Annotated in this window: 11 protein-coding genes; 6 read left to right on the forward strand and 5 right to left on the reverse strand. The window is 29.2% G+C overall.

Going from position 1 to position 12,475, the window contains the following annotated elements; translation table 11 throughout:
* Positions 1–2: 2 nt before the first annotated feature.
* From PUD86_04610 to PUD86_04625, 4 genes are all read left to right on the forward strand, one after another.
* The gene (locus tag PUD86_04610; GenBank protein ID MDD6776554.1) at positions 3–2,597 is read left to right on the forward strand and encodes a hypothetical protein; all 2,595 of its coding nucleotides are present in this window, start codon (positions 3–5) and stop codon (positions 2,595–2,597) included.
* A gap of 159 nt (positions 2,598–2,756) precedes the next feature.
* On the forward strand, positions 2,757–4,904 hold the full coding sequence (locus PUD86_04615; protein MDD6776555.1) for a Tex family protein: 2,148 nt from the start codon (positions 2,757–2,759) through the stop codon (positions 4,902–4,904).
* 57 nt (positions 4,905–4,961) lie between these two features.
* Positions 4,962–5,987 (forward strand): 5-(carboxyamino)imidazole ribonucleotide mutase, encoded by a 1,026-nt coding sequence (gene purE / locus PUD86_04620; protein ID MDD6776556.1) that lies wholly within the window; start codon positions 4,962–4,964, stop codon positions 5,985–5,987.
* A 7-nt stretch (positions 5,988–5,994) separates the two neighbouring features.
* Positions 5,995–7,251 carry a UbiD family decarboxylase gene (locus tag PUD86_04625; protein MDD6776557.1) on the forward strand — a complete coding sequence of 419 codons (1,257 nt, stop codon included), beginning with the start codon at positions 5,995–5,997 and terminating at the stop codon, positions 7,249–7,251.
* A 240-nt stretch (positions 7,252–7,491) separates the two neighbouring features.
* On the opposite strand, the gene PUD86_04630 is transcribed toward PUD86_04625, so the two are convergent.
* The 5 genes from PUD86_04630 to PUD86_04650 form a co-directional block, all read right to left on the reverse strand.
* Positions 7,492–8,871, reverse strand: a complete 1,380-nt coding sequence (locus PUD86_04630) for a hypothetical protein (protein MDD6776558.1) — start codon at positions 8,869–8,871, stop codon at positions 7,492–7,494.
* Positions 8,831–9,355 (reverse strand): hypothetical protein, encoded by a 525-nt coding sequence (locus tag PUD86_04635; protein MDD6776559.1) that lies wholly within the window; start codon positions 9,353–9,355, stop codon positions 8,831–8,833. The genes PUD86_04630 and PUD86_04635 overlap by 41 nt, the downstream gene beginning before the upstream one ends.
* Positions 9,356–9,800: 445 nt before the next feature.
* Positions 9,801–10,358, reverse strand: a complete 558-nt coding sequence (locus PUD86_04640) for a hypothetical protein (protein MDD6776560.1) — start codon at positions 10,356–10,358, stop codon at positions 9,801–9,803.
* A 13-nt stretch (positions 10,359–10,371) separates the two neighbouring features.
* On the reverse strand, positions 10,372–10,935 hold the full coding sequence (locus PUD86_04645) for a hypothetical protein (protein MDD6776561.1): 564 nt from the start codon (positions 10,933–10,935) through the stop codon (positions 10,372–10,374).
* A 31-nt stretch (positions 10,936–10,966) separates the two neighbouring features.
* Complete coding sequence (locus tag PUD86_04650; protein MDD6776562.1) at positions 10,967–11,473, reverse strand: hypothetical protein; 507 nt, start codon at positions 11,471–11,473, stop codon at positions 10,967–10,969.
* Positions 11,474–11,676: 203 nt separating this feature from the next.
* On the opposite strand from PUD86_04650, the gene PUD86_04655 reads away from it, so the two are divergent.
* Positions 11,677–12,162 carry a hypothetical protein gene (locus PUD86_04655; protein MDD6776563.1) on the forward strand — a complete coding sequence of 162 codons (486 nt, stop codon included), beginning with the start codon at positions 11,677–11,679 and terminating at the stop codon, positions 12,160–12,162.
* An 18-nt stretch (positions 12,163–12,180) separates the two neighbouring features.
* Positions 12,181–12,475 (forward strand): transposase family protein (locus tag PUD86_04660; GenBank protein ID MDD6776564.1); only part of this gene is annotated, 295 nt, incomplete at its 3' end.

Below are 12,475 nucleotides of genomic sequence, written 5' to 3' on the forward strand. Positions count from 1 at the left end.
TTTTGCAGAATTTAACACTAACTGATCTAGCAATAATAAATAATTATAGACTTAGTGCTACCAATACTATTTTTACTCAGTCAACTGGTAGTTCAATAGATTATTATGGAAATAATTTTGGTGGAGCTATTTACACTCCTCTAAATAATTACTATGCAACATTAGTAAATCTAACAAACTGTACTTTCAAAGATAATTATGCAGAATATGGGGGCGCAATTTATCTAGAAAGTGGAAATTTATACTTAAATGACTGTAAATTCATAAATAACACCGCTCATAATTATGGTGGTGCAATAGCTTTAGAATATGACTCAAAAGTTACCATAAAAAAATCTGAATTTATTAATAACTATGCTCAAAATAATGCTGGAGGAGCAATATATTTAAGAAATTCTGAATTGATTGGTGAAAATATAGAAATTACAAATTGTAGTGCAACATTTGGTGCAGGAATAACCTCACTTTCATCTAATGTTAATTTAAACTCTGTAAAAGGGAAAAATAACGCAGTAAAATATGATGGTGGATTTATTTATCAGATGTATGGAAAATTATCAATTGTTTCTTCATCATTCAATAACAACTCAGCACTTAACGGTGGTGCAATCTTTGTTGATAACACAACCTCATTAATTATTATTACAACTAGCTTCACAAATAACAAAGCTAATTTAACAGCAGGGGCAGTTTATTCACTTTTAAACAAGTTAAATAGAGGAAATTCAATTAAAGATATGTCTTTAGGAAATACTTTTGAAAATAACACAGCATCATCAAAACAAGATGCATATGAAAGTGATCTTATTGAATTAAATATTGGAAATGGAGATTATGTACTTTATTACGTAAATACAACTGAAATTACCATTATTCCAAGTAAATACAGTTTAATTGATGAAAATAACAATCCAATAGCTGGAAAAGAAATAGTATTTGAATTAAATGGTGAGTCATATCTTGCTACTACTGATATTAATGGTATAGCATCTATTAATATAAATTTAAAAGTTGGAACTTATGAAATTAATGCTAAATTCAAAGGAGATGAAGAATATTTCCCAACAAATACAATTGGTATAATTAATGTCAAAAATAAAGTTGAAATTACAATTGACATAAGTAAAAACTCCAACAATGCAATAATTTATATTAAGTTATCAAAATCACTTGATGAATCTTTACTTGTTGAAATAAACGATGTTGAATACATCATAAATACTGTAAACGGAAGAGCAATAATTAATTTAGATAATTTGGAAAATGGAAACTACTTCATTGTTGCAAAACTAATAAATGAAGAAGAATACATTACTAATTCTTCCAACAATGAGTTTGAAATTAACCTAAAATCTCTTGAAATTATTTCACAAAACATGACTATGGCTGATTACAGCAGTGAAATGTATTCAATTACTTTATTGGATAGTGAAAATAATCCAGTAGCTAATAAAATTGTTGTTTTCAATATTAATTCTGAAAGATATGTAAGAACAACCGATATTAATGGTATTGCATCAATTCCTATTAATTTAAAACCTGGAGTATACGATATCCAAACCATGTTCAGTGGTGATGATGAATTCTTTAAAAACAATGCTACAAATACCATTGTTGTAAAAGAGGGAAGTACAATCAAGGATATTGTAATTAAAAACAATACTCATGATGTTTCAATTGAAATAACATTAAATAAAGAAATTGATGAAGAAATTAACTTCAAAATCAATGACAAACAATATTCCATCATAACATCAAAAGGTACAGGAATTTTAAACATCAACTTGGACAATGGAATCTATGATCTTTATGTCACTATGGTAAAATACAACACAACCAAGAAATACACATTCAAAGTTGACCTACCAGACACTATAAAATCATATGATTTTACCACATACTACAAGAGTAACAGCACCTATGAAATTACTCTTACAAATAATGGAAAGAAAATTTATGGAAAAACAATAATATTTACTCTTAATGGTAAAAATTACACTACAACAACGGATATTGACGGAAAAGCAAATATTACTGTTGATTTAGCTGTTGGTAACTATGTAATATCCATTTTTAATCCTGAAACTGGTGAAAATATAAGTAATACCATCAAAGTAGTTAAAACAATTATAAACAATAAAGACTTAGTCAAATACTATGGTGGCAACCAAGTTTACAAAGTTCTTGTAATTGGAGACAATAACAAAGCTGTTGGTGCTGGTAAAGTAGTAGTTATGAAAATTAATGGAAAAACATACAATGTAAAAACCGATTCTAAAGGTTATGCTTCATTGAATGTTAAATTTGCTCCGAATACATACACAATAACTGCTACATACAAACAATTTAGTGTGAAAAACAAAGTAGTAATCAAATCAACAATAGTTACTAAAAATGTTGTAAAGAAAAAATCAAAAACTGCATATTTCTATGCTAAATTACTCGACAGCAACGGAAAGATCCTTAAATATAAAAAAGTTAAATTTACATTTAAAGGAAAAACCTATACTGTTAAAACCAATTCAAAAGGAATTGCTAGTTACAAATTAAAAAATACTCTTAAAGTAGGAAAATACACAATTTATACCAGTTATTGAACTTTAAAAGATAAAAGAACTATAACTGTCGTAAAATAAGGATTTTTCCTTACTTTCTTTTTTTATTTTCAACCACAACCACCAATCTCCAACATCTAAGTAATGTATATCTATTAAATAGAGAATAATTAAATTAAAGACATAAACTTAAGTGAAAAAATGATAGCTAAAACACTCGAAAAAGAATTGAATCTATCAGATTGGCAAGTTAAAAAGGTAATCAAATTAATAGATGATGGAAATACCATCCCATTTATTGCAAGATATAGAAAAGACGTTACTGGTTCTTTAAATGATACAACATTAAGAAAATTTGATGAAAGATTAAAATATCTTAGAAATTTAGAAGATAAAAAAGAAAAAATCATTAAAAGAATTAGTGAGCTTGGAAAATTAAATGATGATTTAAACAAAAAAATCATCAATGCAAAAACTCTTGTTGAACTTGAAGACTTGTATCGTCCATATAAAAGCAAAAAACAAACAAGAGCAACAAAAGCTCGTGAAAAAGGCTTGGAACCTTTGGCAAATATTATTTTAAAACAGGAAATTACTGAAGATGTGAAAAATATTGCTAAAGACTATGTTAATGATGAAGTTAAAAGTCCCGAAGAAGCAATTCAGGGTGCACAAGACATTATTGCAGAAGAAATTTCAGACAATTCCGAGTTTAGAAAAAAAATTAGACAAAATACATTCTACACAGGTAAAATAGAAACAAAAGCTAAAAATAAAGATGAATCAACAGAATATGACATTTACTATAATTATTCAGAAGATGTTAAAAGAATCCCACCACACAGAATTTTAGCTATTAACCGTGGGGAAAACGAAGGAATAATCAAAGGTAAAATTACCTGTGATAGTGATGATGTAATCGAATATTTAAACAGACATATTCTTAAAAACATCTCCAATAATCCTGGAAAAATAAAATACAATAAATATACAACCCCAATTATAAAAGAAGCTATTATTGACTCTTATAAAAGATTGATTTCACCTGCTATTGAGAGAGAAATTAGAAATTGTCTTACTCAAAAAGCAGAAGAAAAATCAATTGAAGTATTTGCCAAAAACTTAAATCAGCTATTAATGGAAAGCCCATTAGTTGGAAAAACTATTCTAGGTTGGGACCCTGCTTTTAGAACAGGTTGTAAATTAGCAATTATTGATGAGACTGGAAAAGTCCTTGATACTGCACTTATTTATCCAACACAACCTCAAAATAAAGTAGCTGAGTCAATTGAGACTGTACGCGGATTAATTGAAAAATATAACATTAATGTAATAGCTATTGGAAACGGAACTGCTTCAAGAGAATCTGAAGAAATTGTTGCTCAAATTATTAAAAATACTAATGTAGAATACATTATTGTTAATGAAGCTGGAGCATCTGTTTATTCTGCTTCAAAATATGCAGATGAAGAGTTTCCGGATTTCTCAGAAGGAGAGAGAAGTGCTGTTTCAATTGCAAGAAGACTTCAAGACCCGTTAGCAGAACTTGTAAAAATTGATCCTAAATCTATCGGTGTTGGTCAATACCAGCATGATATGAACCAAAAACAGCTAACCGAATCATTATCTGGAGTTGTTGAAAAGGTAGTAAATGAGGTTGGAGTAGATTTAAACACTGCTTCTGTAAGTTTACTTAACTACGTATCTGGAATTGGAAATACAACTGCTAAAAATATCATTGAATACAGAGAAGAAAACGGAAGTTTTAACTCAAGAAAAGAACTTTTAAAAGTTAAAAAATTAGGTAAAAAGACATATGAACAGTGCGCAGGATTTATCAAAGTAAATAACCCGCAATATCCTCTAGATAATACTACAATACATCCTGAATCATATGATGCTACTTATAAACTTCTTGAAAAGCTAAATTATAGTGTTGAAGATATCGGAAGTTCCAGTTTAAAATTAGACAATATAGATATTGATGAAATCTCAAAAGAATTGGATATTGGTCAGGAAACTCTAAAAGACATTATTAAAGAACTTAAAAAACCTGGTCGTGACCCTCGTGAAGATATGCCAAAACCAATACTTAGAAAAAACGTACTATCAATTGAAGATTTGGAAATTGATATGGTAATGCAGGGTACAGTAAGAAATATTGTTGATTTTGGTGCTTTTGTTGATATTGGAGTTCACCAGGACGGATTGGTACATATTTCACAACTTGTAGCTGATAAATTTGTAAAACACCCATTAGATATCGTTAGTGTTGGGGATATTGTTGATGTAAAAGTTCTGGATGTTGACTTAAAAAGAAACAGAATTAACCTTTCGATGATAATTTAATATATTTTAAAAGAAATAGTTAATAATGAATAATTAATAAATAAAAGGGGATTATTAATGACACCGAAAGTAATGATTATTCTTGGAAGTGGATCGGATATTGCTATAGCTGAAAAAAGTATGAATATCCTTGAAAAATTAGAAATTCCTTACAGCCTTAAAATTGCATCTGCACACAGAACCCCAGATTTAGTTCGTGAACTTGTCATTCAGGGAACTAAAGAAGGTATTGAAGTGTTTATTGGAATTGCTGGATTAGCTGCACATTTACCAGGCTCAATTGCAGCATATACTCCAAGACCTGTAATTGGAGTACCTGTAGATGTTAAAACTGGAGGTATTGATGCATTAGAATCCATTGTTCAAATGCCTTATCCTTCACCAATTGCTACTGTAGGAATTGATAGAGGAGACAACGCTGCAATTCTTGCTGCACAATTTATTGGAATCCATGATGAGGAAATACGTCAAAGATTAATTGATTTGAGAATGGAATATTCTTTAAAAGTCAAAAACAATGATGAAGACATTGTACAACTAATTGAAGGTAAAAAGTTCCTCCAAAAAGACTTTTTAAGAGTTAAAGACCTTGAAATTAGTGAAATTGAATTTGACGAAAATGAATGCTGCAGTAAAAACAAAGATGCAGAAGTTGCAATACTTGTTGGTAGACAAACCGACCTTATAACTGCTAAAAAAGTATCTGTAATCTTAGACAGACTCAAAATAGCTCATGAAACTAAAGTTATTTGTCCAATTAGATCTACTAAAAGATTTACAAATTACATTAAATCCATGTCAAATGCAAAAATATTCATTGGAATTAGTTCAAACTCATCCCAGGTAACTGGTGGTATTGTTGGATTAACAGACAGACCAGTTATTGGTGTTCCATGTACTAATGAAAATGGTGATGATTACATGCTTACAACAGTAAGTATGCCTCCAGGTGTTCCTGTTGCAACTGTTGGAATAAACAATGGTAAAAATGCAGCAATTTTAGCTGGAGAAATCTTATCAATTAGCGACCCTTCAATTACTAAGCTTCTTGAAAAAATTAAAAACAAAAAAATTAACTTATAGGGATAATATGATACTCGACAACGAAAACATTATAGAAATTACAGAAGAACTTTCAAATGAGTTTGAAGTTGCAAAAGTCCTAAGAAAATACCCAAAAGACACTGTTCTTATTAAAAATGTTAAAGGCTTTGATTTACCTGTTATTTCAGGAATCTGTAACACCAGAGAAAAGATTGCAAAATCAATTAACTGTGAAGTTTCCGAAATTACACAAAAAATCATTGACGCAATGGAAAAACCAATTAAAGTTGATAAATTTACTGATTTTTCCCAGTACGATACTTTAGATATTGATTTGGATAAAATCCCTATTTTAAAACATTATAAAAGAGATGGTGGAGCATACATCACTTCTGGTGTAGTATTTGCACGTGATCCTATAACTGGAATTCAAAATGCATCTATTCACAGAATGATGGTTCTTGATAATAAAAGATTAGTTATCAGAATTGTTCCAAGAAATCTTTATACTTATTTCCAAAATGCTCAAAAAGCAGGAAAAGACCTTGATATTGCAATAGCTATTGGAATGGATCCTGCCATTTTACTTGCAAGTACAACTTCAATACCAATTGATTACAATGAAATGGATGTTGCAAATGCATTTAAAAACGGAGAATTAGAATTAATCAAATGTGGTGAATTGGAAGTTCCACAAGCAGACATTATTTTAGAAGGTAAAATCTCTGTAACTGAAACCATTGCAGAAGGTCCATTTGTGGATTTAACTGATACTTACGATATTATCAGAGACCAACCAATCATTAACTTAGAAAAAATGCATATTAAAAAAGAAAATGCAGCATATCATGCAATTTTACCTGCAGGATTTGAACATAAATTATTACAAGGTCTTCCTCAAGAACCTAGAATATTCAAAGCTGTTAAAAATGCAGTTCCTACAGTTGAAAATGTTGTTTTAACTGAAGGAGGTTGCTGCTGGTTACATTCTGTTGTTTCAATTAACAAACAAACTGAAGGTGACGGTAAAAACGCTATTATGGCAGCATTATCTGCACACCCTTCCCTCAAACACTGTGTTGTAGTTGACAGAGATGTTGATGTATTTGATGCAGAAGATGTTGAATATGCAATAGCTACACGTGTAAAAGGTGACAGAGACATTATGATTGTTCCAAATGTCAGAGGTTCTTCTCTTGATCCTGTAGCTGAAAGTGATGGTACAACTACAAAAATAGGTGTAGATGCAACTAAATCACTTAAAACAGTTGAAAAATTCGAAAGAGTTAGTTTTTCTGAATAAACTAACTTTTAATTTACTTTTTTTTGAAAAATTCTTATTTTATTTACTAGTGATGTAGCTACAATACTATCTTTTAATCAAAATATCCTTATACTACACAAATCTAGAATTAATGAATGATTAAAAATATATTTATAATAAATTCTATCAATTTAACGAAACGTTTTATTAAAATAATTGATAGTAAACTAAAATCGTAATTAGAAAAAAGAAAAAGTTTAGAAGAGTATGGTTACCCTTCTATTTAATAGTTATTTTTATTGATTTACTTGATGCTTTGTAGGTTTTATCACCAGCAAATTTAATATATGCTGTGTATTTTCCTTTTTTAGTTAATTTTACGTTGAATTTAGCTACACCGTATTTATTGATTTTAGCAGTGTAGGTTTTTCCATTAACTTTTAAGGTTACCTTTTTACCATCTTTTAAGTAAGTCTTACCATCATACTTGTTTTTAGTAGTGGTTAACTGTACACTTACGGTTTTTGTTTTTGCAGATCTTTTGAATGATTTATCAGTTGCTTGAATATCATCGCCTTCGATTTCGGATGAAATTACCAACCAAGTTTTAACATCTAAATTACTTGATAAAGTCACATCTGCAGGACAGTTATTTGTTCCCCAGAAATTGAAGTTAGCATCAGATCTTTTTTCAACACGGACCAATTCAGTTCCAGGATAAACACGATTATTAATAAAGAAACAATAGTTCATTATTAAAGTTCCATCTGGAAGATTAATAAGACCTCTAAAGTTTAATTGACTGCTTGATGCTTCATTATCAATGAAAGTAGAATTCAATATGGTTGTTTTTGAATAAGTTTTAATTACTCCAACACCACCATAACTGCCACTTCCTTGACAATTATTTACAAAAGTACAATTAATAATGTTTAAAACTTTACCTTCGTTACTGTTTTCTCCAGCACCATTAAGAGTGTTATAACCGGAAATAGCACCAGATTGACCATCCATCATCATTAAATTTTTAAATTCTACAGTGTTAACTCCTTGTAATACAAAGATATAACCGTCACCAGTATTTCTAATTTTAACATCGCCGCGACCAACAATGCTTACATTATTTCTGATTGTATAATATAAGTCAAAAATGTATTCTCCACTTGAAACAACAACTTCATAACCTCCACCAAGGAGACTATTTTGGTCTAAAGCTTTTTGAATAGTTAAAAATGGATTACTTTGAGACCCATCATTTGAATCATCACCATCAGGACTTACAAACAATTGTCCTCTTGGTGTAAATTTTTCATAATCTGGAATTACAGGGGTTGGGTCTATATTTGACATTACATTTACTGTAATTTGTACAGGCAATAATTCGTCCCCATAACCTAAATAATCATCATACAAATCATCTTTAACAGGTTTTATTGTGATTATATATGGTGATCCTTTATATTTTAAATTCCTAATTGTAAATGAAAAAGGATCATAAGAATAATCTTCATGATACTGAACTTGATATTTTCTAGTAACACCACTAGCATCAACATAAGAGTATTCAATATTCAAAGGATCAGGATACTCAATATCATCAAACATTATAATTGTACCACTAACAGTAAATATCGCCACCATCATCAATAGTAAATTCATTCTTATCTACATCAATATAAGATTCTGATTCAACAATTTTTTGATTAACGTTTACTGTAATTTGTATTGGTGATAATTCGTCCCCATAACATAAATAATCATCATACAAATCATCTTCAACAGCACTCACAGTAATAATATACGGAGAACCTTTGTATGCTAAATTTCTAATTGTAAATGAAAAAGGATCAAAAGAATAATCTTCATGATACTGAACTTGATACTTTTTAGTAATACCACTAGCATCAACGTAGGAATATTGAATATTCAAAGGATCAGGATACTCAATATCATCAAACATTATGATAGTACCGCCAGTAACACTGACATCTCCTCCATCATCAATAGTAAATTCATTCTTATCGACTACAATATAAGAGTCAGAACTTGAAGACAAAATATCAGATTGGGCTTCAGAACTGACAATTTCAGTTGAATTTAATTCACTAGCAAATGAAACTGGTAGTAAAATTAAAATCAACATCGCTACTATTATTAATAGCGAGAATTTTTTAAATTTATACATTAAATTTTTCCCTCCATTGAAATGAACTAATATTCATAACGATAGTAGTTTATATAATTTAATATATAAAAGAATTATGATTTGAACATATGAAATCATAATATAATTTTCTATAAAAAAGTGGTTGTAACTTTCTCTATGGAAATTTATTATTTGGTTGTTAATGTTAATGAACGTTCTCCTTTATTTTCGATTTTGTGTTAACACTACTGTTAACGCGTTAACATATACGTTAACACCCCTTATTGTTAACGGAGATATTGATCACAACTATGGACTACTTGAGGAACTGCATGGACTGCATCATGGACCGGATGGATTGTTGTAACAGATTATTGGGGCACATGAAAAAATATAAAAAATTTCCTCAACCATTGTTGAGGAATAAAAATAGTTTAATTAATTAAACTTGCATGTTGTCTAATGCATTTTTTAATTCAGGAATATCTATATTCACATCATTATCTGAAAGAGGAGTTCCATTAACTGAATACATTCTAAGACCAAATGATATTGGGCATTCTTCAAAAATTGTAACTGTATTGGAACTTGTTAAAATAGATTCTCCATTATGTAAATATTCAACATTAACTGTAACATCACTTTTATTATAATCTGGTTTAATATTGTCTATATAGGAAGCTACCATGAAGAATTCAGTGTTATTGTGTAAAGTATATTCTCCTTTACCGTTTTCAATAACTATGTCATTAGAAGTACCTACAAGTCCACCATATTTTGTGATAAATTGAGTAATGTTATATTTACCATCTGCATTAGCTTCAACTCCAGACCATTCAATAATTGTTAATTTACCACTCATTGAGGGATCCTCACTAGAAATGGTTATTACATTACTATCTGCCTGTTGAGTGAAATTGCCGCTCATTAAAATACCTGCTGCAAGAACTGCAATAATAATTACTAAAACTGCAATTATTATCATATGTTTCTTTTCCATTTTATCACCAGTATTATACGCCTTCTTTTATTACATCTTCATTGATTTTAAATGTTTCAATGAAAATTTTTGCTTCCTCTAAACTTTGAAATGTTCCAGTGAAATAATCATATTGACTTTCAAACCCATCTGGTTCAACAATAGTCATATTTTTTAAATCAATGTATACTTGATATTCATCATAATCATCATATTTGAAAATGTATGAATCATATCCTTGAGATGTAGGTTCACTTTCTATTTCTTCATAATATGCAGTATTCTGTTTACTTTCAACAGTATCGCTGCCTCCGTATGAAGCTAATCCTCCAAGCATATTTACTAAACCGTCGTCACTACCATCTTTTGGAGGATATTCATATGAAACACCTTCTCCAAATAGTATGCTTTCGACTCCAGTTTTTTCTGTTAATTCATCACTTAAATTGAATGTTGCTTTATTTGAGTAATTAAATTCATGTGTTTTAATATCTGCTTTATCATCATTACTATCAAAAAGTCCTGCGGATACTACAGCACTTGATGCAATAATAATTACAAATATAGATAAAATTAGTATCAATTGCTTTTTATCCATAATATTTCCTCCATTATGAGAGTTATAATATTTAATCAGTCACATTATCATTATCAAGATCAAATGTTTGTGTCTCATTACCTACTAGTTCTACATCTTCAACTAATATTAAATCTATAAGTCCAGTACCTAATGGATGAACTTCAACAACTTTACATTTAATGATATTATATTCAACGGTCTCAAATTTACCGTCATCAAATACTGGTAATTTATTTGCTTCTGTTCTTTCCATTACTAAACTATCTCCACTTGTACTTAGAATAACGTAGTTTTCAAGACCCTTTAACCACTCTTGAGTTTCTTTATTATCATAAAAATCTTGATCTTTTTGATAGGATTGTAATTCTCCTTCAACAGATTGTGGTTGTGAGGCATGTACTTTAAATTCAGTTTTTTCAAATGAAGCGTTAGTTTTGTTGTCATCTGCTGCTGATGAATCATCTCCTAATAATCCATCAAATAATCCTGCACTAGCAGTTGAAATGCCGAGTAGTAATACAATCAAACCTATTCCTATAATATAAATTTTTTTCACGATTTTTAACCACCTAATATATATAAGTGTATATATATGTTTCAAAATTGTGTTTAATATATTTTTACATATAATTTTTAAAAGATTCGGACTCTTTCAAAAACTTTGTTGATTTGAAATTTTTTGATGAAATTGGTTTGGAATTTTTAATTTTATCTAAAAATAGTTAAATTTAATAAATAAGTGGAGTAAAAGTTTTTATCATGCTAAACCAAAAAACAAATACTCCAAATAGTATTTTAGATGTTGAACAATATATATTTTGCGATTCCAATGATGGATTAGTGCTTTCCGACCCTCGTTTTGTGAAAATTTTTAAATCCTGTCAAAAGGCTCTGAAATCTTTTGATTTAAGCTTTAAAAAGGATGTTCATTATTTTAAAATGAGTTTGGCTAGATGCCCACATTGTGGAACTCGTCATGTTGTTAAATATGGTTTTACAAAAAGAACATTGGTATTTAAAGAAATTGGTAAAACAAAAGTTAAGGTTCAGCGTTATATTTGCAAACGTTGTGATAAAACCTTTCAAACAGATTTAACAAGTCTTGTTGATAAAAATAGCAATTTTACGAATGAATTGAAAAGTGAATCAGAACATTTAATTTCAGATTATTTGGGAAGCTTAAAAAATGTTTGTAAATCATTTAAAAAAATTCTTTGGAATCACAGTTTCACATCAAACAATTGAAAAATTGGCTTTTTGTTAATGAAAACATTTTTAGAATTTGATTTAGGACGTTGCTCAGGTTATTATGTCTTTGATGTAAAATGGCTAAAAATCAACGAAGAATGGAAATATCATCACACATTGCTTGATTCCGCATCAAATTGCATTGTAACCGATGCAATTTACGATACTAAAGATGAAACAACTGTTGAAAAGTTTTTAAGAGAATCCACAGCAAATAAAAATAAAATTGCAATCACAACAGATTTAGATAAAAAATATACATCAATTATCCCAAAACTAGGTTTTAAACACCAATTATGTATTTTCCATA

Source organism: Methanobacteriaceae archaeon (assembly GCA_029219465.1).
Lineage (GTDB): Archaea > Methanobacteriota > Methanobacteria > Methanobacteriales > Methanobacteriaceae > Methanocatella.

What these genes read in the sequence shown, in the direction of transcription:
- PUD86_04645 (MDD6776561.1), bottom strand. Translation starts at nt 10,935, where the DNA reads ATGGATAAAAAGCAATTGATACTAATTTTATCTATATTTGTAATTATT.
- PUD86_04615 (MDD6776555.1), top strand. Translation starts at nt 2,757, where the DNA reads ATGATAGCTAAAACACTCGAAAAAGAATTGAATCTATCAGATTGGCAA.
- PUD86_04640 (MDD6776560.1), bottom strand. Translation starts at nt 10,358, where the DNA reads ATGGAAAAGAAACATATGATAATAATTGCAGTTTTAGTAATTATTATT.
- purE (MDD6776556.1), top strand. Translation starts at nt 4,962, where the DNA reads ATGACACCGAAAGTAATGATTATTCTTGGAAGTGGATCGGATATTGCT.
- PUD86_04625 (MDD6776557.1), top strand. Translation starts at nt 5,995, where the DNA reads ATGATACTCGACAACGAAAACATTATAGAAATTACAGAAGAACTTTCA.
- PUD86_04635 (MDD6776559.1), bottom strand. Translation starts at nt 9,355, where the DNA reads ATGTTGATTTTAATTTTACTACCAGTTTCATTTGCTAGTGAATTAAAT.
- PUD86_04630 (MDD6776558.1), bottom strand. Translation starts at nt 8,871, where the DNA reads ATGAATTTACTATTGATGATGGTGGCGATATTTACTGTTAGTGGTACA.
- PUD86_04655 (MDD6776563.1), top strand. Translation starts at nt 11,677, where the DNA reads ATGCTAAACCAAAAAACAAATACTCCAAATAGTATTTTAGATGTTGAA.